This window comes from Shewanella decolorationis (genome assembly GCF_004354305.1).
Lineage (GTDB): Bacteria > Pseudomonadota > Gammaproteobacteria > Enterobacterales > Shewanellaceae > Shewanella > Shewanella decolorationis.
Genome location: NZ_CP037898.1, coordinates 194,867 through 219,025, shown reverse-complemented (window position 1 = coordinate 219,025; position 24,159 = coordinate 194,867). Strand labels below are relative to the sequence as shown.

Here is a 24,159-nt window from a genome sequence, read left to right as displayed (position 1 = left end):
CCTATCGGAAAATACTAAATTGCACCGACTGCTCGGCTAAAAAAGCTTCAGCCTGCTCGCCCTGTAACATGGCCATAGTCGCTAACATGCCTGCGGTAACGCAGTTTGGCCCAAGTATGGTCACCGACCGCGGCGCTCCGCTCACTGGATAGCCTGTACGCGGATCGACAATATGCCCATAACGTTGACCCTCGACCTCAATAAACCGCCTTGTATCACCACTGGTCGCTAAGGCCCCCTGAGTGATTGCGAGCACTTTGGCGGCATGGTCGAGCTGATTTGGATCTTCAATCCCAACCTGCCAAGGCACAGCATTGGCCACCGGACAAGCAATATCACCGCCAAAATTAACCAATACCGAAATACCAGCATAGGACTCAGCAAGTTCATAGGCGACCCTATCAACCGCATATTCTTTGGCGATACCACCAAAATCGAGTTGCATACCTTGAGGCATCTGCAATTCTTGGGAATTAAATTCAATTCGCGCAAAGCCGACTAAGGCTCGCGCAGCCTCAATATCCGCTTTGGCGGGCATCTTGGCGTCCTGCGTAAAACGCCATACTTGCATTAAAGGGCAAGCCGAAATATCAAATAGCCCATCACTTAGCTCAAAGCATTGTTTCGCAAAAGCTAACAGTTGCCAGGTTTCTTCATCGATTGATTGGCGTTTACCCGCGGCATGATTCAAACGCCATAAATAATTGCCTTCAATAAAACGGCTGTACTTTTGCTCAATTCTAAGCGCCTCACGGGCCGCCATATCGAGCATATCATAGGCGATATCTTCATCATGGCTGGCAATTAATAGCTCGCACGGACTCGCCATGGCCCTAAACTCGCCTAAATAGCCCCAATCACGACGCAGGAGTCGATATTGCTGATTAGGGGAAACTGCTGGCATTTTTATATCCTTATTGAAGGCGACTAACATGTTCAACCTAATGGCTCTGTAGAGTGCAAATATGGGGAGCTAAGCTCCCCATAACTATAGGTTTATTCAATCTCTTAGTAGCATAGTTTATCTTTAAAATGAATAACTAAACTGTGCAGTTATCGCCTTTTGAGTTGGGAAAAGATCATAGTTTTGCAACTGACCAGGGAGCTCGGTGCCATTATTTTTCGGATCTTGTTGATAGTATTCCAAGCGGTATGTCATCTCATGGCCGCCAGACAGACGGTGGCCAAACTTAACGCCAATGGTATAGGCACTCATATCACCAATGCGGTAATCGGCACTAGCAAACTCGGGTAGCGGCGTATCAGCAAGCAGGAATGGCTGATAGAAATTCACCGCCGACTGCTGGTAATAACGTAAGTGCAATTGCCCGTAGAAACTGCCACTGAAGTAATAGCGATAGTGTGTTTCTAACGTATGCGAAGTTAAATCCCAATCATCGGTATTGTAGCGATAGGAAAAATCAACAACGCCGGAATCTAACGCCCCTTTGGTCATCACATAAAAACTGTGTTTTAAGCGAGAATCTGGACGATTTTCATAAACAATATCTTGGCTTGTACCATTATTGTCTACAACGCTCAACACCTTGTAAGGATCGGTCAAATAACCACTAACACTCGATAAACCATAATTCGCCTGGAGTAACCAACGTTGGTTCAATATTTGGGTAATACCTAACATCAAATCGACAGTTTGTTTATCATCACTACCATTTTGACGCGTGGCATCAAATGCAGTGCGGTAAGCTTCATCGCTGGTAAAATTATCGCGAATAGCCATTGAAGATAAGGCTACGGGCCGGCCACCAACGGGATCCACTACATCAAAGCTGTAAGCTGTGCCTAAAAACAGTGTGGTATTGTCTTTGTTAAAGCCCCGCTCTACTCCCGCATTAATGCCCATAGACATGTAGTCAAATTCCTTCGAGCCATACACACCACCACTCACTTTCCAATCGGGATTAAGTTTCTGCGACCAATTGGCACTCCCCTGCACTCGGGTATCGTGGAAGGTATCATCGAGCGGCGTATCACCTGAAGCCACTTTATATTGTCCATTACCTGAAGGACGGGTAAAGGTTTGGCTATCACTTTGCGCTACCGCACCGGATGCCGACGCGCCCGTTAAGCTGTCAACCACCAGCTTAAGGTCAAGTACACTATCATCGCCAAAGTTTTTCTGCGCCGTACCAATGGCTTCTATCGCTTGCACTCTGTCCTGTTCACCGTAATACATGAGCGCTGCATCGACTTTCCAGTCATCGACGTTTTTAGCTAGCTCGGTTGCATGACCATTTGATGCGAACAAACCGCAGCTTGCAAAGGCTAAAGCACTTGCGATTTTCTTTGTCTGTGGATTAGAAGCGGTTCTTTGGGAGGGTATTGAGTCTAACTTATTGTTATTATTTATCATGACTGACGACACCTTTATGTCACTGAAGCTTATTTAGACGAAAAACCGATGGTATTAGCGATTATTAAATTAAGGTTTAGTTACAACCACATCCACCACCAGCAAAGGCTCGTCCACCGCTACTGCCTTCTTTACTAAAGTAAATATGATCATCTAATGCTTGATCGAGCTTTTCACTGTCCAGCGCCATATCGCTACGGGCTAGCTGGCCTTTTTCCCAAGGCTGAACGCCTAAATTAGTACAACCGGTTAATCCCACCACTATCAACGAAACCGCAATCAAGGTGATTTTGCGCATACATTATTCCTTCAAAAGACTCACAAGTTCTTGTTCATAATCGGCAGCATTGTCTTGATAAAAACCCACATGGTTTTTGACGAGCTGACCTTGGCGATTAAACACAAAGCTGCTGGGCATGCCTAATAAATCGAAGCTACGTGCCACATCCCCCTCAGGATTAAATCGCACACTAAATTGGGCTGGCATTTGTTTTAAAAACTCCTCGGCAAGGGCTTTGTCGGTATCAAGATTGATCGCCACCACCGCTAAGCCTTGATCGCGATACTTTTGTTGCATCGCATTCATCCAAGGAAATGACTTGCGACAGGGACCACACCAAGAAGCCCAAAAATCCACGTAGACGACTTTGCCTTTAAATTCACTGAGGGAAACGCTTTGGTTTTGTGAATCAAAAACTTGATGATCAAGCGAAGGTGCGGCAAACACGCCTGTACTCAATAAGCTAAGGAACAAAAATAGTTTTCTCATATGCTATCCATCTGCCACAGTTGGCTTGAATTTATTAATTCAATCTTAAGGTTTTCTTAAACTTTCAAAGAATAAATTAAGCTCGCGCTATGTTTATCCTCCCCCATATCCATTGATTACAAAGTGAACCAAAGCGATAAAAAAACCAAAAATGGGACATTTTGTCCCATTAGCAAAACCGAAATTAGATCTGAATCATGTTAATTAAATGTCAAAATCAGTTTCATCACATCTCTTAGAAATTCTTGATACACATCAATAATTTTCAGCCGCTTACCGCCTAAACTTCAACTGTCAATTATGTAAACCCTTAACAATTTACATTCCAACAACAAAAGGTTGACCCATGGACACACATGCAGCCCTCTATGAACAGGGAAAGGCGCGTTTAGATGAACTGCGCCAACTCGCTCCCCGTCAACAGCAGACTCTGATAGAAAAATTACAACAACACGGTATTACCCGCCGTGACTTTATGAAATGGAGTGCCATGGTGACAGGTATGCTCGCCCTACCGCTCCCCTTTAGTAACTTAGTAGCTGAAGCCGCCGAACTCGCCGATCGTGTCCCCTTAATTTGGTTGCACATGGCCGAATGTACAGGCTGTTCTGAATCCTTAGTTCGTGCTGATACTCCCAATTTAGATTCATTGATCTTCGATCATATCTCGTTGGAATATCATGAAACTCTGATGGCCGCAGCGGGTTGGCAAGCAGAGGAAAACCTCGAGCATGCTCTTGAAGCATACAAAGGCCGTTATCTACTGGCCGTTGAAGGTGCAGTACCCACCGCCAATAACGGCAGTTTCTTAACCGTGGGCTGTAAGGGTCATACGGGTTTAGAAATCATCAAGCATGCTGCCGATGGCGCAGCGGCGATTATTTCTGTAGGGACTTGTGCCTCCTTCGGTGGTGTGCAAGCTGCCTATCCCAATCCTACTGGAGCGAAAGGCGTACACGAAGTGGTCAGCAAACCTGTAATCAACTTAGGTGGCTGTCCACCAAGTGAGAAAAACATTGTTGGCACTCTGATGTACTTCATTATGTTCGGCAAATTACCTGCGCTGGACATGTTCAACCGTCCTAAATGGGCCTACGGCGCACGGGTACACGATAACTGTGAACGTCGTGGTCGCTTTGATGCCGGTGAGTTCGTTGAAGAGTTTGGCGATCACGGTGCAAAAGAAGGCTACTGCCTCTATAAAGTGGGCTGTAAAGGACCCTATACCTATAACAACTGCCCAACCGAACGCTTTAACCATCATACCAGCTGGCCCGTGTTAGCAGGCCACGGTTGTATGGGCTGCTCAGAACCTAACTTCTGGGATGATATGGCCGATTTTGAAAAACCGCTTGGTCGTCAACTTCTCCATGGATTGGATGCGACCGCAGACACCGTCGGTGCGGTGATTTTAGGCGCGACAGTCGTTGGCATTGGAGCCCACGCCGTTGCCAGTATTTTTGCCAAGCCGCTGGAGGAATAACCCATGAGCAAGCGCGTTGTTATCGACCCTATCACTCGTATCGAGGGTCACTTACGTATCGAAGTTGAAGTTGATGAGAATAATGTCATCAATAAGGCATGGTCATCCTCTACCCTGTGGCGCGGTATTGAAGTGATTTTGAAAGGCCGTACGCCAATGGACGTGGGCCTAATTGTGCAACGTATCTGTGGTGTATGTACTTATTCGCACTATCGCTGCGGTACTGAAGCGGTGGAAAATGCCTTAGGCATACAAATTCCATTAAACGCTAAGTATCTACGCTCTTTAATGCAAACCTCGCTCTATATGCATGACCATATAGTACATTTCTACCATCTACACGGTTTAGACTGGGTTGACGTAGTCTCCGCCTTAAGTGCTGATCCCGCTAAAGCGGCGCAAGTTGCCCTGAAATATACCGATAAACCCATTGCTGCGGGTGAAGGTGAATTAAGAGCCGTGCAAGAGCGTGTTAAAGGCTTTGTTGAAACCGGCAAACTTGGCCCATTCGCCAATGCTTACTGGGGCAATGGCACCTATAAATTTACCCCAGAGCAAAACCTGATTGCCGTATCGCATTATCTGAAAGCGCTTGAAGTACAAAGGGTTGCTGCTGAAATGCTCGCCATTTTTGGCGGTAAACAACCCCATCCGCAATCATTAGTTGTCGGTGGTGTGACTTCTGTTCGCGATATGTTAAGTCCTGCACGTCTGCAAGAATGGAAACAAAAACACGCGATAGTGACCGACTTTATCCTGCGAGCCTACCAAGCGGATATCGTGATGGCAGCAGAAGCCTTCGGCACTGAGGCCAGCGTTCTTGGCGGCGTGAATGTTAAAAACTTCATGGCAACCAACGATTTTGTTCTGGCTAATGGTGAGTACCTGTTCGACCAAGGCGTGATCATGAAAGGCGACTTGGCAGGCGTAAGCGACATTAACCCAGATTTAATTGCCGAAGACGTCAGCCATGCCTGGTACAGTGCAGATGCACCGCAGCATCCCTACGATGGTACAACCATTCCTAACTACACTGGTTTTGTAGAGCGGGATACGGTTTACGGCAAACTGCCAACCTTAGACGGTGATGGTAAATATTCATGGGTAAAATCGCCACGTTACCAAGGCGAACCCGTGGAAGTGGGCCCATTATCCAGCCTGTTAGTCAGTTATGCCCGCGGTAATAAAGTGGTTGTGGATGCAGTGAATGCGTTATTGGCCCGCACAGGTCTGCCAGTTGAAGCACTGTTCACCACCCTAGGTCGTACCGCTGCGCGTATGTTACAAACAGTCATTGTGGCACAGGAAGGTCTCAGAACTTTCGATGCGCTGTTAACGAATATTCAATCAGATGAAACCACCTACGTGAAACCCCATATTGATCCGAATAAGGAATATGTGGGCCACGCGATGATTGAAGCGCCACGCGGTATGTTGAGCCACTGGATCCGGATTAAAAATGGCGTCGTTGAAAACTATCAAGCCGTAGTGCCAACGACTTGGAACGCAGGTCCAGTCGATGCGAACGGTAAGATTGGCCCCTATGAGGCCTCTTTGATTGGCTTAAAACTGGAAGATCCCACTAAACCCCTTGAGGTGATACGTATTATTCACTCATTTGACCCTTGCATGGCGTGTTCAGTACACGTAATGGATTTCAAAGGTCAAGCATTGAGCGAGTTCCGTGTCAGCCCCAATGGTCAATAACAACGAGGGAGGGAACACAGTATGAACCATTCTGAAACCCGCATTCGGACACTGGTTTTTAGTCCCGCGATACGGATTTTCCACTGGTTACGGGCGCTGACCATTTTAGTGCTAGTAATCACCGGATTCTATATTGCTTGGCCGTTTCTTGTGGCACCCGAAAGCACGGATGTATTGGTACAAGGTTGGATCCGTTTTGCCCACTTGATCTGCGGTTTTGTTCTTACCGCAGTCACCTTGGCTCGCTTCTACCTGTATTTTTTCAGTCGTAGTGATATCGAGCGACGCTCATTTCGCGATGTGATGAGCGTAAAAAGCTGGATTACCCAACTGAAATCTTACATTTGGATGGGACATCTGCATAAAGCAGGTGTTTACGGACCACTGCAATTTGTGACTTATGTAGCAATCTCCTTTGTTGCGCTTGTGATATGTATAACGGGTCTCGTATTGTATGCCAACGTCTACCACGAAGGTTTGGGTGGTATGCTTTGGAGCAGTGCAGCTTGGATCACAGCACAAATGGGTGGACTGGCACAGGTGAGAATTTGGCACCACTACCTCACTTGGGCATTCGTTATCTTTGTGGTAATCCACGTCTATATGGCGGTTTGGTCAGGAATACGTTTCAAACATAACTCAGTTGACTCAATCGTCTCTGGTTATGACTATCCAAAACCAGACTCACACCACTAGGAGTCCAATGAAGATATTGCTACTAGGTATTGGCAATGTCCTGTACGCCGATGAAGGCATCGGCGTACATTTTGTCAATTACATCACTGAAAATTATCAGTTTACACACGAGTCCCACCAGCTAGAGATGCTCGATGGCGGCACCTTGGCTCAGGGACTCATTCCGATTATTTGCCAATACGATTATTTGATCGTCGTCGATACCGTGAATGCAAACGGGGTTGAAGCTGGCGAAGTGTATTTCTTTGATTTTGATAAAGCCCCGCAGGAAATCGACTGGCAAGGCAGCGCCCATGAAGTCGAAATGCTGCAAACCCTCAATATGATGGAAATGGTGGGCGACAGACCCAAAACCTTTGTATTAGGCGTGACGCCAACCGTGCTAGAACCTATGACACTAGGGCTAACACCTAAGGTTGCTGATGCAGTACCTTTGATGGAACAAACCTTGTTATCCCACTTAGCCTCCCTTGGGTTCACCGCGACACGCATTGCCGAGCATAGTATCGACTCGCTGATCCCAAATTCCTATAAACGTGGCGTCACAATTGGTGAAAGTATATAGAAGATGAAAAACATCAGATTTGATTTTACCTGCTCACGTCAGGTGCCTTTGTATGCGCACTTATGTAATCAATACCTAAATTATGATGAACTGAATATCAGTATCGGTTGCGAAAGCCAAAATGACTTTGGCCCACAAACCTACTTTATTGAAGCGCAAGGCGAACAAACACAGCTTGAGAAATTGGCCGATGCGATTGCTGCAGACTTTTTGATCTCTGTTTGGCTCGTCGATTCAGGCATTAAAGTGATCGATGAGCCGCAAGGCCAACGAACATTATTGGAGATTTTGCCTGCAGAAGCGAAGCCAGCGGATAAATCCGTCGCAGCTTTTTGCCAGCAGTGCTATCCCCTCTTTGGTGATAATCAGGCGGCGCAGTTTGGCGAGATCGATTTAACTTGCCCTTGTTGCCACGGTGAGCAGCGCTTAACCAGCGCGCAAAAAGCGCTTACGCTATCGGATATCAAGGCCATGGCAACGCAGCTTATCAGCCAAGGCTCACTGGAGTTAACCTGCGAAGGCGTGCAATTCAGTCTCACCCCCTTTACCGATTCATCAACAAGACCACAGTTGCTCATTTGTAACCCCAACACACTCAATGCCCATTTTTGCCTGAAAGATCATCAAGTCCTGGCATTATCAAGTATCGAAAAACCACTGATTTGCGCAAGACCTACCCAAGAGCACGATAAGCTGACCGCTCCGCTATACGATATCTGCTTTGGTTACAGTCGTGTGGTACTGGTACTTGCCGAAGTATTGCGGCAAAAAGGTATCGATTGGATTTACCTACAAGGACAACACCACAGACCCCAATTAGCTTGGGTCGATGGTGCTTGGGCTCAACTTTTTAGTCAAGACACTCGTCACGCAGAATTACCTATTATTAAGCAATTCAATGCGCCAGAGCCATTAAGGGAAGAAGTACGTTTTTTAGGGTTCAAGGCTCAATGGCAAGCTAATAAGAAAACCCGTTCACACCAAGGGTTACTGAGCGTTCAATCCCTATCTAGGGTGGAAAATACCTCTGAATATCAAGGCAATGAAGATGACCACGTTATTGCCGATTCAGCCTTGTTCGCTGCGCTTCTCAATGGCAAATTGACCACTCATAAGCAGGCCAAAAATGCGGCGGTAATTTACTTAAGCCATGCTCATCCAAGCCAAATTGTCACCTGTGATAATAAGGGGGAAACCTCGCTGTTTTTCGCCCTGCCCGAGCTGCCCGATAATGGTTATGAGATTTTCCATCGACTCGATAGTAGCCCGCAAAAGGCCGTCGCGCAGAAGTTTAAGAGCCTGTTTCCTGATGACTACTTAAAACTGCTCAGTCTAAAACTTCACGGCAGACGCGATAATCTCCAAAGCCTATGGGCAATTGCAGCAATTTTGATTGGTTTGAATCCGCAGGAAGAAACCCAAACACAAGACTATTTGAGTGATGCACTCATGGCCGCAGCCATGCGTTACCAAGGCGCAAATGCGCCACGTATCGATTATCCCCTAACTAGAGGTGAGGCACATCGAAGCCTAAATTGGTGTAAAACCCTTGGTACACTGCTCAGTTTTCGCGTTGCGGGACACAGCGATCCGGCGCAATTGGCTTTTGCAATGCAAGACTCTCTTGCCGACTACCTCGCGAATTGGTTAGAACACATTGATTTAAATATCGGCGTGCATAACATTGCCTTAGCGGGTAATGAGTTAGCGAATGAAACCCTCTGTAAACGTATCAGTTTGCGTTTAGGTAAAAACTTCCCGCTATTGATCAATCGCAGCCTCGAACTAGAGGGCGATAATCTTGCAGTTGGTGCGCTTTATGTGAAACAACGACAATTGAATAGCCTTTAGTAAAACCTGCAAGCATCAGAGTGTTATAGTCAAATAGCACTAACGCATGGAGGATAAAGTGTTTTATCTTCCATGCAGATGCAACCAGATAAGCGAAGAAGACCGAGATTGATAAAAGCCGCCTCATCCGCTAACCAAAGCGCTTCACTAGAACGCCGCCAACTGCATATCACGGGCATAGTGCAAGGCGTGGGCTTTCGCCCTTTTGTATACCGCTGGGCAACTGAGCTTAAGTTAACCGGCACTGTGCTGAATAATGCCAATGGCGTGATGATTGAGCTGCAAGGCCCCGCCGCACAGTTGGATTGCTTTGTGCGCGAGCTAACCACCAATCCGCCGCCACTGGCGCGTATCGATCAGATTAGCCATAGTCTGTTAGCGGTAAAGCTTGAAGAGACTAGCTTCGGTATTATTCAAAGTGATAGCCAACGTGATGACCAAAGTAATGACTCTGGTGAGCATAACTTAGCAGCGCTGGTTGCCGTATCGGCCGACAAGAGTACTTGTCAGGACTGCTTAGGCGATATGCACAATCCGCTGGATCGCCACTATGGCTATGCCTTTACCAATTGCACCAACTGCGGCCCAAGATACACTATTATCAATGCCTTACCCTACGATCGCCATCATACGGCCATGGCAGATTTCGCCATGTGTCCCGACTGCGCTAAAGCCTATCAAGAACCACTAAATCGCAGATACCACGCCCAGCCTGTGAGTTGCCCTAAGTGTGGCCCTCAATTAAGTTTAAAATCGCCGCAGGGCGAGTTACTCGCACCTCACTCCTTGTCTGCTTCGCAAGATAACAGCCTTGCGGTATTGTCGGCTGCGGCCGAAAAGCTTGCCCAAGGGCAAATTCTGGCGATTAAGGGCCTTGGCGGCTTCCATTTAGTCTGTGATGCAAGAAACACTCAGGCGGTCAGTCAATTAAGGCAACGTAAACAACGCAAGGCTAAGCCCCTAGCGGTGATGATGCCAACTATCGAAATGGCAAAGCACTATGTAACGGGCACACAGGCGGAGTGGCAAACCTTAAGCTCGCAGGAGCGGCCCATCGTACTGATGCAAGCACAGCATAAGCACGATCTAAGCCCTGAGATTGCGCCTAACATCCCCAAACTTGGTATCTTTTTACCCTACACTCCCCTGCATCATTTGCTGCTCGGGCTATTTAATGCGCCCTTAGTTGCGACCAGTGCGAATCTGTCGGGCGAGCCGATTATCACCCATTGCGATGAGCTTATCAGTCAACTAGGCCATGTGGTCGATGCCATCGTCGATCACAATCGGCCCATCCTCAATGGCTGTGATGACAGCGTAGTGCAACTTATCCAACCGCCAAACGGCTGTGCGCCACAGGTGCAAGTGCTGCGTTTAGCACGGGGATATGCGCCTTTAAGCTTTCCGTTACCCAAGCCGCTGAGTCACCCCATACTTGCCGTGGGCGCCCAACAAAAAAATGCCATTGCCTTAGGTTTTGGCTCGAATGTGTTTTTAAGCCCACATATTGGCGATCTCTTTAGTGTCAGCGCCGAGCAGTACTTCGAGCGCACTTTGGCGACCTTTGCCCGCCTGTATCATTTCAGCCCCGAGCTGATTGTCCACGATAAGCACCCAGACTATGCCCCATCGCGCTGGGCAGAGGCGCAGCAACAGCAACGCCTTGATACGCTGCGTGAAGACTCTCGTTCAATCCAAACCTTTAGTGTGCAGCATCACCACGCCCATGTGCTGAGCGTAATGGCCATCAATCAATATCAGGATGCAGTGTTAGGCTTTAGTTTCGATGGCACAGGGCTAGGTGATGATGGTAGCCTCTGGGGCGGCGAAGTCTTACTCACCACCCTTAGCGGTGCCGAGCGGCTTGCCCATTTCGAGGCCATTCCCTTGCTCGGCGGAGAACAGGCAATTAAGCAGCCAGTGCGATTGCTGCTCGCTTTGCTATTTGAACAAATGAGTTTAGCGGCGGTACAAGCCTTAGATTTGCCCATCCTAAAAAGCCTGACGCCACTAACCTTAAGCAATCTGCATCGGATCTGGCAAAACGGCCATGGGATTAACAGTTCCTCGGTGGGGCGCTTGTTCGATGCCCTCGCCTGCGCCTTAGGCTTTATCGACACCACCCAATTTGAAGGTCAAGCGGGCATGTTAATTGAGGCGGCGGCAAGACGGGCCGATACGCAGCAATTGCCCACGCTGATGCTCGATTTGCCCTTGGACACGACGCATCAATCCAGTGACAGCTCGGCACGCGAACCGCATATCTGGCGCAGTAGCCAACTCTTTAAACAGATAATCACGCTGATTACCGAAGCCCGGCTCACGAATCATCGGCAAGAGCAGATCGCCCGCGCCTTTTTGCATAGTGTGGGGGATGCCATTTGTGGCTATGCCGCGCGCTTTCCAGCCCTGCCCGTGGTGCTGTGCGGCGGAGTGTTTCAAAATCAATATTTGCTCGAATATTGCCTCTGTAAACTGCACGAACAAGGCAATACCGTGCTGCCCAACAAACATATTCCCGTCAACGATGGCGGTATCGCCCTCGGGCAGCTTTGGTATGGTATTCATCAAAACGTGAACAATAACCAGTGATGGTTTAAGACTCAAGCTGACACATAAAGGCTTTCATTGCGGGTGTTATGCTGTGCTTACGGGTCATAAAGACCGTTTGCCCTGAACTGACACCGTCCAAAAGCTGATATGGGATCCCAAAGAGTTGCGCCACCGATTCGGCAATACCACGGCTAACGATAGCACTGCCTAAACCATGTTTTACCGCGCCGATTAAGTGAAACAAGGAGTCGGTTTCCAGCACCAGATTAAAATCGATCCCCGCCTGCGCCATTGCATTATCTATGTATTTTCTAAACTGCATATTTTGACTCAGCAGCACTAAGGGACGCGTGCCAATGTCATCTAAAGACAAGGACTGGCTTGCACTGTCATCAACCGAATCACAGGACAACAGTGCCATTTGATTGGCCCGCTGCGGATAAAACACAAAGCTGCGCCGATTAGCCTCGGTGAGCTGCTCATCAAATCCAAGGCCGATATCGGTTTTGTGCAGGCTCAGGTTTTCAATCAATTGCCCATTGGTCATCACAGATAACTTGATGCTGATATTGGGATAAGCCTGATTAAACAATTTAATCAACGGCATGATATCGATGCTCGATTGCGGCACTATGCCAATCCGTAACGAGCCACTGAGCTGGCCGCGAAACAGGCTCAACTCCTGCTTTAACGCTGCCTGCTCCTGCAACATTCTCTCGGCGTATTGCAGCATGATCTGTCCCGCATCGGTGAGCGCCACAAACTGGCTACCCCGTACCACAAGCTCTGTGCCTACGCTTTTTTCAAGGGCGCAGATCCCCGCCGAGAGTGTCGGTTGCGTCACATGGCAGGCGTTCGCCGCTTTGGCAAAATGCTGTAATTGCGCGAGTTGTTGGAAGTAATGCAGGTGGCGAATATTCATAGTGATTTAGAAATAGTGCTTTAGACAAATCTGAAAAACCAAACTCTATCGGTATCCATAGTTTAATAGAAATCCTCTATCAATCCATAAAATAGTTTGATTGGCCTAGCGCGTAAACCCTCCCTAGAATGTGATCAACATCCAATTTCAGGTTGAAATGCGTGCTAACTCACCCACTCGATTCGGCGAATGACCCAAGACTCTGCCCTGAATCTCAATACAACCCAAACACGGCACAACATGCTAGTGCCCGCTACTCGCATCTGGTTGAAGAGGTCGCTGCCGCCATCAACCTCAATGGCATCAGCTATGCGGTCATGATGATAACGCCCGATCACTTTGAGGACTTTGTGATTGGGTTCTTATTCGCCGAAGGCATTATCAGCCATGACAAAGATGTGCATGAGATTGATATCACTCCCGTCCAAGACGGCGTAATGCTCGATGTCACCTTGGCCAATCGCTGTTTAATCGCCCTTAAACAACGTAAAAGACGGCTCGTCGGCGCGACGGGCTGCGGGATCTGCGGTGTGGAAGCCCTAGGTCATGCCCTTCCAGATTTACCGCCATTACTTGCCTGCGCCCCCTTAGTGCTTGAGCATGTCGACCGCCTCAAACAACAAATACATGAACGTCAACTTAAGGCGCAGCGCAGCGGCGCTATCCATGCGGCTTTTGCTTTGGATGAGGCTGGCAATATCCTTGAGTGCCGTGAAGATATCGGTCGGCACAATGCGTTAGATAAGCTGATTGGCGCGCTACTGCGGCAAAAGTGCAGCGCCAAGGCTTTGCTGATGACCAGTCGCTGCAGCAGCGAGTTGATCCAAAAGGCGGTGCGTTATGGTGCCAATCATTTGATAAGTCTCGCGTCACCCAGCCAGCTCGCGGTGAAACTTGCGCTGAAATATCAGCTTAACCTTGTCCATATTCCTAAGTTTGATCCGCCAATCCACTACTCCATATTTAATGAAAGCCTTGCATGCCAATGCAATAGCGGAGAATTTTATGCCTGTTCATATTGAAAAACCGACCAAAGCTGGCGGCTTCCCCTCACTGCAATCGACCTTAAAGCATGTGCTGCGCAGCCAAAAGACCCAGCAAAATATCAAAAACCTACTGCGAGTAAACCAAACCGATGGCTTTGACTGCCCAGGTTGTGCCTGGGGCGATAACAAAGCAGGCACCTTTCAGTTTTGCGAAAATGGCGCCAAAGCCGTGGCATGGGAGTCGACGGGTAAGATTGTCGACCGTGACTTTTTCGCCCAGTATTCGGTGCGTCAGTTAGCCAAGCAGACCGACTATTGGCTCGAATATCAGGGCCGCTTGGCCGAACCCATGCGTTATAACACCAAGACCGATCACTATGAGCCCATCAGCTGGGATGATGCCTTTCAGCTGATTGCTGATACGCTCAATGGCCTTAGCGATCCCAATCAAGTGGAGTTTTACACCTCGGGCCGCGCCAGTAACGAGGCTTCCTATCTCTATCAGTTGTTTGGCCGACTATACGGCACCAATAACTTTCCCGATTGTTCGAATATGTGCCACGAGGCCAGCGGCGTTGCACTGAAGCAAGCCATTGGTGTCGGTAAAGGTACTGTCGTTTTAAGCGATTTCGATGCAGCCGAGGCGATTTTTGTCTTCGGGCAAAACCCCGGCACCAACCATCCACGGATGATGAATGCCCTACGTAAAGCGGCCAAACAGGGTTGTAAAATTGTCACCTTCAATAACTTAAAGGAAGTGGCGCTGGAGCGATTCGCCAGCCCGCAAAGCCCAACGGAGTTATTAACCCCTGCCGCGACTACCATTAGTCATCAATACCTCACGCCGCTGCTGGGCGGCGATATGGCAGCCATTCGCGGCATGGCAAAGCATATTCTTGAGTCGAACTCAAAGTGTATCGACCGGGAGTTTATCGCCACCCATACCGCCTTTTTCGCAGACTATGAGCAGAGTGTTCGTCACACCGACTGGCAACAGATAGAAGCCCAATCGGGCTTGTCTAAGGCCGATATTATTCAAGCCGCAACAGTCTTTAGCCAAAGCAAAACGGTGATCAGCTGCTGGGCCATGGGCATCACTCAGCATAAACATTCGGTTGATACCATTCGCGAAATCATCAACCTGCATCTACTCTGCGGCCAAATAGGTAAAGCTGGCGCAGGGCTCTGCCCAGTGCGCGGTCACAGCAATGTGCAGGGGAACCGCACTATGGGAATTAACGAAAAACCCAAAGCCGAGTTTATTGACCGTTTAGAGCAGTATTTGGGCTGCCAATTACCCCGCTGTGCGGGTCATAACGTGGTTGAAGCCTTAAAGGCCTTAGATAGTGAGCAAAGCAAAGTGCTAATTTGCCTTGGCGGAAACCTGGCCGCAGCGGCGCCCGACAGCGCCTTTACCTATAACGCCATGGGAAAAACGCAGTTGAATGTGCAAATCAGCACTAAGCTCAACCGCAGCCACTTGCAGGTCGGCAAAGATGCACTGATTTTACCTTGTCTTGGCCGCACAGAACTCGATAAGCAAAAACACGGCATTCAAAAAATCACCGTCGAAGATACCTTTAGCATGGTGCACGCCTCTACCGGGATGAACGAGCCCGTCTCGCCATTGTGCCTGTCAGAAATCGATATTGTGGCGCGCATGGCGCATGCCACCTTGGCGGTGAAACCACCATCAATGAGTACACCTAATGCTAGGTCAATTGACTGGTTAGCCCTAAGGGATGACTACAACCTGATCCGCGATTTGATTGAGCAAACCATTGCAGGGTTTGAAGACTACAATCAAAAAATTAACGTCCCTGCGGGATTCCATTTAACCAATAATGCAGCGCGGCTCGACTGGCATACCCAAAGCCACAAGGCAGAATTTAGCGCCTGTGTTTTACCCGACTCCATCCTCGCCGATTGTTCGAGTCAGGCCCTCACCAGTACGCTGCCAGTGTTGCTGCTGCAGAGTCTTCGCTCACACGATCAATACAACACCACCATCTATGGCATGGATGACAGATACCGTGGCATTAAGGGCAAGCGCAATGTGCTATTTATGAACAGTGAAGATGCCAAGGCGCAGGGCTTTAGCGACGGCCAGTTAGTCGATATCCAATCGCTCACTAACGATGGCAAATTGCGCAAAGTGTATGACTTCATGGTGATTTATTATGAAATCCCTAAGGGCAATATCGCCGCCTATTACCCCGAGACCAATCCCTTAGTCGCCATCGACAGTGTGGGCGTGGGTTCCTACACCCCGACCTCAAAATCAATCCCTGTAGTTATAACACCAGCAAGCCAAGCAAAAATAGCTATCGCAATGCTTTAACTATTGTGAGCTTACCCACCACGATAAGGCCAAAGAATATTTCTTTGGCCTTTTGTTTATTCTAGGGCGTGTTGACCGTTTCGAGATTAGATTTTGTTCGTTCTGACAAGCACGTGCTCGCGAAACGAGGAATGATGTGTCGTTATTCTACTCAAATGACGAGCGGCTCTTATGACAGAAAGTAAGAGCAAGGGCTTGCCAGACGAACCCTTCGGGCAGCATTTGGCTGGCGTTTCTGCCGCGTTATCGTCCGTTTATGTAGAATAACTACACTGCACGGACTTTGCCTTGCATAAAAGCCTGCCAAACTGCCGCAAAAATACCCCTGAAACGTCAACTCGCCCTAATAAACCTGACGAACATCAAAGATTCCTTTAAGGATTTGTATCACACTTAACATTAGCGTAATCAAATTAACCCTATTCGATAGCATGACCAAATTGTCAGGTAAACGATAAAAAACCGTACCTTGGACAAGGAGAAATACAAGATGTGTAAAGACTGCGGTTGCTCTCTACCCCGCCATTCCCACGATCACAGCCATCTGCATCACCAGGAATTGCACACTAATCCTCAACTCAATGATAAAAAAACCTTGTCGGTGATCCATAAAATTCTCGATAAAAATGATGTTGAAGCCGCCCATAACCGCGCCCATTTTGAGGCGCACAATATCACCGCCTTCAATTTAATGAGTAGTCCTGGCAGCGGTAAAACCACACTACTGGAGCACTTAAAAGAATATACCGCTCTCAACTATGCCGTGATTGAAGGGGACTTAGAAACCTCCCGCGATGCCGATCGTTTGATTGCTAAGGGCATTCAGGCTCACCAAATTCAAACGGGTAGTGCCTGTCACCTTGATGCCTTTATGGTGCATGGCGCTTTACATCATTTACCGCTTGAAGGCTTAGATATTTGCTTTGTCGAAAACGTCGGCAACTTAGTCTGCCCCGCCAGCTATGATGTGGGTACACATAAAAATATCGTATTGCTCTCCGTTCCCGAAGGCGATGATAAGATTGAGAAATATCCCGTCATGTTCCGCCGCGCCGATCTAGTACTGATCACCAAATGCGATCTATTACCTTATTTTGATTTCGATGTTGAAGAAGCCAAAGCACAGCTGAAAAAGCTCAATCCTGACACGCAGATTTTGGAAGTCTCAATAAAACAGGGCGAATCCATGCAAGCTGTCGCTGCCTGGTTAAAGACGAATCTTCGTCAAACCACAGTGGGAGAGCAGCAATAATGTGCCTTTCTATCCCCTCACAAGTCGTTGCCGTTGACCACGAAGGCCAATCGGTCACCGTTGACACCTTAGGGGTCAGGCGCGATGTCAGCAGCCATTTAATGACGGAACCCTTAGCGATTGGCGATTATGTACTCATCCATATCGGTTTTGTTATGAACAAGATTGATCCCGAAGATGCCATGCAAAGCCTTGAACTCTATAAAGAGATAGTCTCAAAGCTTGAAAACGAAACCATGCAGTAAGCAATAGCCGCAGTTTAACGCAATAACAACGATATAGTATCGCTGCGACAAGGACTGAACATGCTTGAATTAAAACAACTTTACCAAGGCTTTCGCGATTCTCAAACGATAGCCTCACTTGCGGATGATATTGCTAAAATCGCCCGCTCGCTCAAGCAACAAATTAATATTATGGAAGTCTGTGGTGGCCATACCCACACTATCATGAAATATGGCTTATTGGATTTACTGCCAGACAATATCGAGTTTATCCACGGTCCCGGTTGCCCTGTGTGTATCATGCCTAAGGAGCGGATCGACCAAGCCGCAGTGCTTGCCCAGCAGGAAGATGTGATTTTAGTAACCCTCGGGGATATGATCCGCGTTCCAGGCTCCCAAGGCTCATTAGCCAGTTTTAGGGCCAAGGGCTGTGATATCCGCCCTATCTATGACCCTTTAGACACACTCAAAATTGCCCGTGATAATCCGCATAAAACCGTGGTATTTTTCGCGATCGGCTTTGAAACCTCCACCCCAATGACTGCGGTATTGCTGCAACTGGCCGAACAGGAAAAGCTGGCGAATTTGTTTTTTCATATCAACCATGTCCTAGTCCCGCCCGCAATTGATGCTGTGATGCACGATCCTAATGCTAGAGTGAATGCTTTTATTGGCCCTGCACACGTCAGCGTGATCAGTGGCGCCAAAATCTATCGCGCCGCGGTTGAGCAATATGGTACACCAGTAGTCGTTTCCGGTTTTGAGCCGGTGGATGTTATGGAGTCTATCCTGCGCATCGTACGCCAAAAGGCCGCAGGGAAGGCTGAACTCGATATCCAATATAGTCGCGCCGTATCCGAGGAAGGCAATCTCGCCGCTCAAGCCAAGGTGAATCAGTTCTTCCAAATTCGGCCACAATTTCGTTGGCGTGGTCTGGGTCCGATTCCTAACTCTGCACTCCAATTAAAGGATGAATATGCCCACAGAGATGCAGAATTGCGCTTTAAAGACAGATTACCCGTCAAAGAAATTGACGATCACAAGGCGTGCCAGTGCGGCGATATTCTCCGTGGACTCGCCAAACCAAAAGACTGTAAAGTCTTTGGCCGCGGCTGCAATCCCGAAACCCCTTTAGGCAGCTGCATGGTCAGCTCAGAAGGTGCTTGTAATGCTTATTACCGCTATCAAGGCATAGATAGCAAGGAGCCACAACATGGCTGATTTCCCGACCAAAGATAAAGCAATTCAACTCAGCCACGGTGGTGGCGGCAAAGAGATGAACAAACTCATCCGCGATCTTTTTTTTGCTGAGTTCGATAACCCCATTCTTCGTAGCGAAGAAGACGCAGCAAAACTTGACCTACAGGGCGCCACCGCTTTTACCACAGATTCCTTTACTGTTTCGCCGCTGTTTTTTGCTGGTGGTGACATAGGTAAGCTAGCAATTGCTGGCACTGTCAATGACTTAGCTATGATGGGTGCCGAGCCACAGTATTTAAGTTGCAGCGTAATCATCGAAGAAGGATTCTCGCTCAATCACTTGACCACTATCGTGCGCAGCATGGCGAAGGAACTTAAACAAAGCGGCGCAAGAATCGTTTGTGGCGATACTAAAGTCGTGCCTAAGGGCTGCGCCGATGGCTTGTTTATCAATACCTCAGGCGTTGGGCGCATTTTACGCCCGAATATCTCGGCAGCAAATGTTGCACCCGGTGATGCGATTATCGTCTCCCGTGATGTCGGCTGCCATGGCGCCGCAATTCTGATGGCGCGTGAAGGCCTGACCCTCGAATCGGCTTTACAAAGCGATTGTGCCACCCTTTGGCCCGTGGTTGAGCAGCTTATTGCGGCGAATATTCCGATTCATGCTATGCGCGATGCAACTCGAGGTGGACTCTCGGCCGTACTAAATGAATGGGCGGCGGCAGCCAATGTGGGGATCACAGTAAACGAAGCCAGTATCCCAGTCTGCGATGAGGTCAAGGGCTTGTGCGAGCTCTACGGGTTTGAACCCATGGATTTAGCTAATGAAGGTACTTTTATCCTCGCCGTACCAAATGATATTGCCCTTGGTGCACTAGAAATTATGCAACGCTTTGGTCACTGTGAACGAGCGGCAATAATTGGCACAGTCAGCGACGAATTGCCAGGAAAAGTGGTCTTAAGAACGCCTTGGAATACCAAACGCTACTTAGACTTACCTCAAGGCGAACTGCTACCAAGGATTTGTTAATGCACGAATATTCCATTGTCAGCGCCTTAATCGAGCAATGTGAGCAACATGCGAGAGCAAATCAAGCGACAAAAATTACTCGCGTCGATATTAAACTCGGGGTGATGAGTGGTGTCGAACCCACCTTGCTCGAGACCGCCTTTGAAACCTTTAAGCTCGATGGTATCTGCCGTGAAGCAACCCTTTGCATGACATTACAGCCCTTAGTGATCAAATGCTTAGACTGCCACCAAGAATCTGTGCTTGCAGAGCGTTCTATCGTTTGTCCGGCATGCAATAGTTACCGAACTCAGGTATTGGACGGCGAAGATATGTTGCTGATGCAGCTTGAAATGGAGCAAGAGGATGAGCGCTGAGTGTTTGTGAGTTTCTAACTCAAGCCATCGCTCGTCATAAAATGGGCTTTAAGTATTCTACTTAAAGCCCATTTTATTGGTCTGCTAGCAGCGATTCATCATTCTCGATAAGTCGCTATTGATAAATCGAAGCTTGCCCTTCGGGACGGGTCTTAAGCAGTCTTAAGAACCACATATACTGCTCAGGGTAAGCGAGGATCACTTGCTCCACTGCTTTATTCAGTGCCAGTGCTTCGCTTTCTTTACCGACCATATCTTCGGCGGCAATGGCGGGCATTACGGTTAAATCAAACTGACGTGTTACTTGGTTATAACCAATTTTGACCGGTAGCACCTGCGCATTACCTGCTTGGGCTAATCGACCAACCACGGGTAATGTCGCTTTAACTGTGCCTAAAAACGGGGTAAACACGCTTTGATCTGGACCTAAATCCTCATCTGGCAGGTAGAAAAAGCTATTGTTCTGCTTAAGCTCGGCCAATAAAGCGCGAATGCCCGCTTCTCGCATATAAACATGGCCACCGCAGCTGCTACGTACCCGATTGTTAAACCAGTTAAATAATGCGTTTTTATGGGCCTTAGCCATAGTCACCATCGGCAAGTCGAGGTTTAATCTCAGTCCCGCATAATCTATGGGCCACACATGAGGCATGATAAATATTACAGGCTTCCCTTCTGCCTGCGCCGCTTGTACGTGCTCAAAGCCCATAAGATTCACACGGCGGCGTAAATGCGCCTTGGAGCGAACTAACAGCTCACCTTGAGATAACAGCACTAACACAAAGTTTTCTACGTTATCGTGAATTAGAGCTTCAATTTCGGCGGCAGATTTTTCAGGGAAGCAAGCCTTTAAGTTCGCTCTGGCGATGCCTATAGGCTTTTTCGCAATCGGTGCCACCAGTTTGGCCAAAGTTCTGGCGATAGGATCACGCAGCCACGCGGGCATAATCCCAAAAATGACTAATAGGCCGATCGCCAACCAAGTGAGCCAATATTTAGGGTGTAATAGGGCCATTTGGAAGCGACGGTCGAAATATTTTGGCTGTCTTGACAAAGAAATCACCTCAGACAGTAACAGACTGAATTACTAAAGGAAGAAAATAGGAAAGCCACTCACGAAGGAGTGGCTTTCCTATCAAACTTTAAGAAATTACTTGCCCGCGTTAGCTGCTTCTACGCGAGTTTTCAGTTTCTGGCCGGGACGGAAGGTCACGACACGGCGAGCGGAAATCGGGATATCCTCGCCAGTTTTTGGGTTCCTTCCCGGTCTTTGATTCTTATCCCTAAGGTCAAAGTTGCCAAAGCCAGATAACTTGACCTGCTCACCACTTTCAAGTGCGCCTCGAATTTCTTCAAAGAACGACTCAACCATCTCTTTGGCGACACGTTTGTTAATGCCTAGTGTTTCAAAAAGATGTTCTGCCATTTCGGCTTTGGTAAGTGCCATACTTTAATCCCTCAACGATGCGTTGAACTCGGTCTTCAGGGCAGAAACAACTGATTCTACTGTCTCAGCGATCTCTTTTTCCTCAAGTGTACGAGTAGTGTCTTGTAATGTAAGTGCTATCGCCAAGCTCTTCTTGCCGGGCTCAACACCTTTACCTAAGTATACATCGAACAAGTTTATGCCAACCAACTGATTTTCGCCAACTTTTCTTATCAATTTCATTACATCGCCTGCAGATACACTCTCATCTACGACTACTGCGATGTCACGACGATTAGCCGGGAACTTAGATACAGCTTGGGCTAGCGGTAAACTGGTATGCAATAAAGCATCCAATTCCAACTCAAAAACGATGGTTTTACCATTGAGTCCAAAAGGCTTCTCCAAACTAGGATGGATAGCACCTATATGACCGATCACTCGATCATTTCTCAATATTTCAGCACATTGCCCTGGATGAAGAGCAGAATGCGTCGCTACTCTAAAGCTAAATTCTGATGCGGAAACTGTCAAGCCGATAATTGCTTCTAAATCACCTTTAAGGTCGAAAAAATCAACAGTTTTCGATTCCATAGCCCAATGTTCGTCATTTTGAAGCCCTGTAATGACGCAACCGAGCATTGCTTGCTGTCTTACACCTGATTCTGCATTAATATCAGGAACAAAGCGCAGGCCAGTTTCAAAAAGTCTCACACGACCCTGTTGACGGCTTTGGTTGTAGCCAACCGCAGTCAATAATCCTGTGAACATCGACAAACGCATGGCCGACATTTCGCTGGAAATGGGGTTCGGTAACACCATGGCTTGCTCACCAGGATGAACCAGATTTTGCAGCTTAGGATCGACGAAACTGTAAGTCACGGCTTCTTGGAAACCACGGGCCACTAACAGCGAACGTACGCGCTTGAGGCTTAAATCGGTTTCTTTATGATCAGACATCCGCAGTGACGCCACGGGCGCAACGTTTGGAATGTTGTTGTAACCGTAAATACGGGCCACTTCTTCGATTAAGTCTTCTTCAATCGCCATATCGAAGCGGTAAGTGGCGGTCGTGACCTGCCAGCTACCCTCGCCGGCTACCACGCCGAAACCTAAACGTTCGAGGATTTCAACCACGTCGCTATCGGGAACATGGTGACCCAGAATTTTATCTAACTTGCTGCGACGCAATAGAATTTGCGCAGGCTTTGGTAAGTCAGCTTTAGATTTGGCTTCAACCACAGGGCCCGCTTCACCGCCGCAAATATCCAGCACTAAGCGAGTCGCACGGTCCATAACCTTGTGCTGCATCTCAGGGTCAACACCACGTTCAAAACGGTGTGAAGAATCGGTATGCAGACCTAAACGGCGTGACTTACCCATAATCGCTAACGGTGCGAAGAAGGCACATTCCAGCAGAATGTCCTGCGTGATGTCACTCACACCTGAATATTCGCCACCAAATACGCCAGCAAGTGCTAATGGGCGGGCATCGTCGGCAATCACTAGGGTGTCGCTTGGAATGGTCACTTCGCTGCCATCGAGCAGAGTGATTTTCTCTTCGCCATTGCCTAAACGCACTTGGATGTCGCCAGTCAGCTTGGCAAGGTCGAAGGCGTGCATAGGTTGGCCGAATTCAACTAACACGAAGTTAGTGATATCGACGATAGGATCGATAGAACGGATACCGCTGCGGCGCAGTTTTTCCTGCATCCATAATGGCGTAGCCGCTTTCACGTTCACATTCTTCACCACACGGCCTAAGTAGCGAGGGCACGCTGCGCTTTCCTTCACATTGATTGCCACTTTGGCATCAATCGTTGGCGTGACGGCTTGCCATTGTGGCTCAGTCACAGCCGCACGGTTTAACACGCCGACTTCACGGGCCAGACCCACCATGCCTAAACAGTCGGCACGGTTAGCGGTTAAATCCACTTCAATCACAGCATCATCAAGCTGCAGATACTCACGTAAATCCGTGCCTAATGGCGCATCTAATGGCAGTTCGATAATGCCATCGCTGTCGATGTCGATGCCCAGCTCGCTGTATGAACACAGCATGCCTTCTGAAGGCATACCACGCAGCTTAGCCTTTTTAATTTTAAAATCGCCTGGCAATACAGCCCCGACCATGGCAACGGCAACACGCAGGCCTTGGCGGCAGTTAGGTGCGCCACAGACGATATCGATAAGTTCACCACTGCCGACACTGACTTTAGTCACACGCAGTTTGTCTGCATCTGGGTGTTGGCCACATTCGACTACTTCACCAATCACAACGCCGCTGAACTCGGCAGCCACGGCATCTACGCCATCGACTTCAAGACCAGCCATAGTGATCTGGTGGGATAATGCTTCACGGCTAACGGCAGGATTGACCCACTCACGAAGCCAAGATTCGCTAAATTTCATGCTATACAG

General features: G+C 48.3%; 21 protein-coding genes. 13 read left to right on the top strand and 8 right to left on the bottom strand.

The window, feature by feature from the left end; translation table 11 throughout:
• Position 1 precedes the first annotated feature (1 nt).
• The 4 genes from EYR25_RS00975 to EYR25_RS00960 form a co-directional block, all read right to left on the bottom strand.
• Complete coding sequence (locus tag EYR25_RS00975; protein WP_133178211.1) at positions 2 to 904, bottom strand: FAD:protein FMN transferase; 903 nt, start codon at positions 902 to 904, stop codon at positions 2 to 4.
• A 123-nt stretch (positions 905 to 1,027) separates the two neighbouring features.
• Complete coding sequence (locus EYR25_RS00970; RefSeq protein ID WP_165953447.1) at positions 1,028 to 2,374, bottom strand: DUF3570 domain-containing protein; 1,347 nt, start codon at positions 2,372 to 2,374, stop codon at positions 1,028 to 1,030.
• A gap of 76 nt (positions 2,375 to 2,450) precedes the next feature.
• Positions 2,451 to 2,672: a DUF4266 domain-containing protein gene (locus EYR25_RS00965; protein ID WP_023267284.1), complete on the bottom strand. Its 222-nt coding sequence runs from the start codon at positions 2,670 to 2,672 to the stop codon at positions 2,451 to 2,453.
• Between the two features lie 3 nt (positions 2,673 to 2,675).
• Positions 2,676 to 3,143 carry a TlpA disulfide reductase family protein gene (locus EYR25_RS00960; protein WP_023267285.1) on the bottom strand — a complete coding sequence of 156 codons (468 nt, stop codon included), beginning with the start codon at positions 3,141 to 3,143 and terminating at the stop codon, positions 2,676 to 2,678.
• Between the two features lie 346 nt (positions 3,144 to 3,489).
• Between EYR25_RS00960 and hyaA the strand changes: the two genes are divergently transcribed.
• The 6 genes from hyaA to hypF all read left to right on the top strand — a co-directional run bounded on the left by hyaA (position 3,490) and on the right by hypF (position 12,037).
• Entirely contained in the window at positions 3,490 to 4,626 is a 1,137-nt protein-coding gene (gene hyaA, locus EYR25_RS00955) for a nickel-dependent hydrogenase small subunit (RefSeq protein WP_023267286.1), read from the top strand.
• A 3-nt stretch (positions 4,627 to 4,629) separates the two neighbouring features.
• Positions 4,630 to 6,333: a nickel-dependent hydrogenase large subunit gene (hyaB, locus tag EYR25_RS00950; RefSeq protein WP_023267287.1), complete on the top strand. Its 1,704-nt coding sequence runs from the start codon at positions 4,630 to 4,632 to the stop codon at positions 6,331 to 6,333.
• 21 nt (positions 6,334 to 6,354) lie between these two features.
• Positions 6,355 to 7,029: a Ni/Fe-hydrogenase, b-type cytochrome subunit gene (gene cybH / locus EYR25_RS00945; protein WP_023267288.1), complete on the top strand. Its 675-nt coding sequence runs from the start codon at positions 6,355 to 6,357 to the stop codon at positions 7,027 to 7,029.
• 7 nt (positions 7,030 to 7,036) lie between these two features.
• The gene (locus EYR25_RS00940; protein ID WP_023267289.1) at positions 7,037 to 7,594 is read left to right on the top strand and encodes a HyaD/HybD family hydrogenase maturation endopeptidase; all 558 of its coding nucleotides are present in this window, start codon (positions 7,037 to 7,039) and stop codon (positions 7,592 to 7,594) included.
• Between the two features lie 3 nt (positions 7,595 to 7,597).
• On the top strand, positions 7,598 to 9,445 hold the full coding sequence (locus EYR25_RS00935; protein WP_133178210.1) for a NiFe hydrogenase: 1,848 nt from the start codon (positions 7,598 to 7,600) through the stop codon (positions 9,443 to 9,445).
• A gap of 72 nt (positions 9,446 to 9,517) precedes the next feature.
• Positions 9,518 to 12,037, top strand: coding sequence for a carbamoyltransferase HypF (gene hypF / locus EYR25_RS00930; protein ID WP_133178209.1), 2,520 nt, complete (start codon positions 9,518 to 9,520; stop codon positions 12,035 to 12,037).
• A 4-nt stretch (positions 12,038 to 12,041) separates the two neighbouring features.
• Here the strand turns inward: hypF and EYR25_RS00925 are convergent, their stop codons facing one another.
• Positions 12,042 to 12,920 (bottom strand): LysR family transcriptional regulator, encoded by an 879-nt coding sequence (locus EYR25_RS00925; RefSeq protein ID WP_133178208.1) that lies wholly within the window; start codon positions 12,918 to 12,920, stop codon positions 12,042 to 12,044.
• Between the two features lie 161 nt (positions 12,921 to 13,081).
• On the opposite strand from EYR25_RS00925, the gene fdhD reads away from it, so the two are divergent.
• From fdhD to hypA, 7 genes are all read left to right on the top strand, one after another.
• A complete protein-coding gene (gene fdhD / locus EYR25_RS00920) occupies positions 13,082 to 13,942 on the top strand; it encodes a formate dehydrogenase accessory sulfurtransferase FdhD (RefSeq protein ID WP_133178207.1) in 861 nt (286 codons plus the stop codon).
• Positions 13,926 to 16,247 (top strand): FdhF/YdeP family oxidoreductase, encoded by a 2,322-nt coding sequence (locus EYR25_RS00915; RefSeq protein WP_133178206.1) that lies wholly within the window; start codon positions 13,926 to 13,928, stop codon positions 16,245 to 16,247. Before fdhD ends, EYR25_RS00915 begins: the two co-directional genes overlap by 17 nt.
• Before the next feature lie 490 nt (positions 16,248 to 16,737).
• On the top strand, positions 16,738 to 17,499 hold the full coding sequence (gene hypB / locus EYR25_RS00905) for a hydrogenase nickel incorporation protein HypB (protein ID WP_133178205.1): 762 nt from the start codon (positions 16,738 to 16,740) through the stop codon (positions 17,497 to 17,499).
• On the top strand, positions 17,499 to 17,744 hold the full coding sequence (locus EYR25_RS00900; RefSeq protein WP_023267296.1) for a HypC/HybG/HupF family hydrogenase formation chaperone: 246 nt from the start codon (positions 17,499 to 17,501) through the stop codon (positions 17,742 to 17,744). Before hypB ends, EYR25_RS00900 begins: the two co-directional genes overlap by 1 nt.
• Before the next feature lie 60 nt (positions 17,745 to 17,804).
• On the top strand, positions 17,805 to 18,944 hold the full coding sequence (hypD, locus tag EYR25_RS00895) for a hydrogenase formation protein HypD (RefSeq protein WP_133178204.1): 1,140 nt from the start codon (positions 17,805 to 17,807) through the stop codon (positions 18,942 to 18,944).
• A complete protein-coding gene (hypE, locus tag EYR25_RS00890) occupies positions 18,937 to 19,956 on the top strand; it encodes a hydrogenase expression/formation protein HypE (RefSeq protein WP_133178203.1) in 1,020 nt (339 codons plus the stop codon). Before hypD ends, hypE begins: the two co-directional genes overlap by 8 nt.
• Positions 19,956 to 20,312, top strand: a complete 357-nt coding sequence (gene hypA / locus EYR25_RS00885; RefSeq protein ID WP_023267299.1) for a hydrogenase maturation nickel metallochaperone HypA — start codon at positions 19,956 to 19,958, stop codon at positions 20,310 to 20,312. The genes hypE and hypA overlap by 1 nt, the downstream gene beginning before the upstream one ends.
• 115 nt (positions 20,313 to 20,427) lie before the next feature.
• On the opposite strand, the gene lpxM is transcribed toward hypA, so the two are convergent.
• From lpxM to pheT, 3 genes are all read right to left on the bottom strand, one after another.
• Positions 20,428 to 21,366 (bottom strand): lauroyl-Kdo(2)-lipid IV(A) myristoyltransferase, encoded by a 939-nt coding sequence (lpxM, locus tag EYR25_RS00880; protein ID WP_133178202.1) that lies wholly within the window; start codon positions 21,364 to 21,366, stop codon positions 20,428 to 20,430.
• Positions 21,367 to 21,462: 96 nt separating this feature from the next.
• Positions 21,463 to 21,759 (bottom strand): integration host factor subunit alpha, encoded by a 297-nt coding sequence (ihfA, locus tag EYR25_RS00875; protein WP_011716870.1) that lies wholly within the window; start codon positions 21,757 to 21,759, stop codon positions 21,463 to 21,465.
• Positions 21,760 to 21,762: 3 nt separating this feature from the next.
• The gene (pheT, locus tag EYR25_RS00870; protein WP_133178201.1) at positions 21,763 to 24,150 is read right to left on the bottom strand and encodes a phenylalanine--tRNA ligase subunit beta; all 2,388 of its coding nucleotides are present in this window, start codon (positions 24,148 to 24,150) and stop codon (positions 21,763 to 21,765) included.
• Positions 24,151 to 24,159 lie beyond the last annotated feature (9 nt).

What these genes read in the sequence shown, in the direction of transcription:
- EYR25_RS00975 (WP_133178211.1), bottom strand. Translation starts at nt 904, where the DNA reads ATGCCAGCAGTTTCCCCTAATCAGCAATATCGACTCCTGCGTCGTGAT.
- EYR25_RS00970 (WP_165953447.1), bottom strand. Translation starts at nt 2,374, where the DNA reads ATGATAAATAATAACAATAAGTTAGACTCAATACCCTCCCAAAGAACC.
- EYR25_RS00965 (WP_023267284.1), bottom strand. Translation starts at nt 2,672, where the DNA reads ATGCGCAAAATCACCTTGATTGCGGTTTCGTTGATAGTGGTGGGATTA.
- EYR25_RS00960 (WP_023267285.1), bottom strand. Translation starts at nt 3,143, where the DNA reads ATGAGAAAACTATTTTTGTTCCTTAGCTTATTGAGTACAGGCGTGTTT.
- hyaA (WP_023267286.1), top strand. Translation starts at nt 3,490, where the DNA reads ATGGACACACATGCAGCCCTCTATGAACAGGGAAAGGCGCGTTTAGAT.
- hyaB (WP_023267287.1), top strand. Translation starts at nt 4,630, where the DNA reads ATGAGCAAGCGCGTTGTTATCGACCCTATCACTCGTATCGAGGGTCAC.
- cybH (WP_023267288.1), top strand. Translation starts at nt 6,355, where the DNA reads ATGAACCATTCTGAAACCCGCATTCGGACACTGGTTTTTAGTCCCGCG.
- EYR25_RS00940 (WP_023267289.1), top strand. Translation starts at nt 7,037, where the DNA reads ATGAAGATATTGCTACTAGGTATTGGCAATGTCCTGTACGCCGATGAA.
- EYR25_RS00935 (WP_133178210.1), top strand. Translation starts at nt 7,598, where the DNA reads ATGAAAAACATCAGATTTGATTTTACCTGCTCACGTCAGGTGCCTTTG.
- hypF (WP_133178209.1), top strand. Translation starts at nt 9,518, where the DNA reads ATGCAGATGCAACCAGATAAGCGAAGAAGACCGAGATTGATAAAAGCC.
- EYR25_RS00925 (WP_133178208.1), bottom strand. Translation starts at nt 12,920, where the DNA reads ATGAATATTCGCCACCTGCATTACTTCCAACAACTCGCGCAATTACAG.
- EYR25_RS00915 (WP_133178206.1), top strand. Translation starts at nt 13,926, where the DNA reads ATGCCTGTTCATATTGAAAAACCGACCAAAGCTGGCGGCTTCCCCTCA.
- hypB (WP_133178205.1), top strand. Translation starts at nt 16,738, where the DNA reads ATGTGTAAAGACTGCGGTTGCTCTCTACCCCGCCATTCCCACGATCAC.
- EYR25_RS00900 (WP_023267296.1), top strand. Translation starts at nt 17,499, where the DNA reads ATGTGCCTTTCTATCCCCTCACAAGTCGTTGCCGTTGACCACGAAGGC.
- hypD (WP_133178204.1), top strand. Translation starts at nt 17,805, where the DNA reads ATGCTTGAATTAAAACAACTTTACCAAGGCTTTCGCGATTCTCAAACG.
- hypE (WP_133178203.1), top strand. Translation starts at nt 18,937, where the DNA reads ATGGCTGATTTCCCGACCAAAGATAAAGCAATTCAACTCAGCCACGGT.
- hypA (WP_023267299.1), top strand. Translation starts at nt 19,956, where the DNA reads ATGCACGAATATTCCATTGTCAGCGCCTTAATCGAGCAATGTGAGCAA.
- ihfA (WP_011716870.1), bottom strand. Translation starts at nt 21,759, where the DNA reads ATGGCACTTACCAAAGCCGAAATGGCAGAACATCTTTTTGAAACACTA.
- pheT (WP_133178201.1), bottom strand. Translation starts at nt 24,150, where the DNA reads ATGAAATTTAGCGAATCTTGGCTTCGTGAGTGGGTCAATCCTGCCGTT.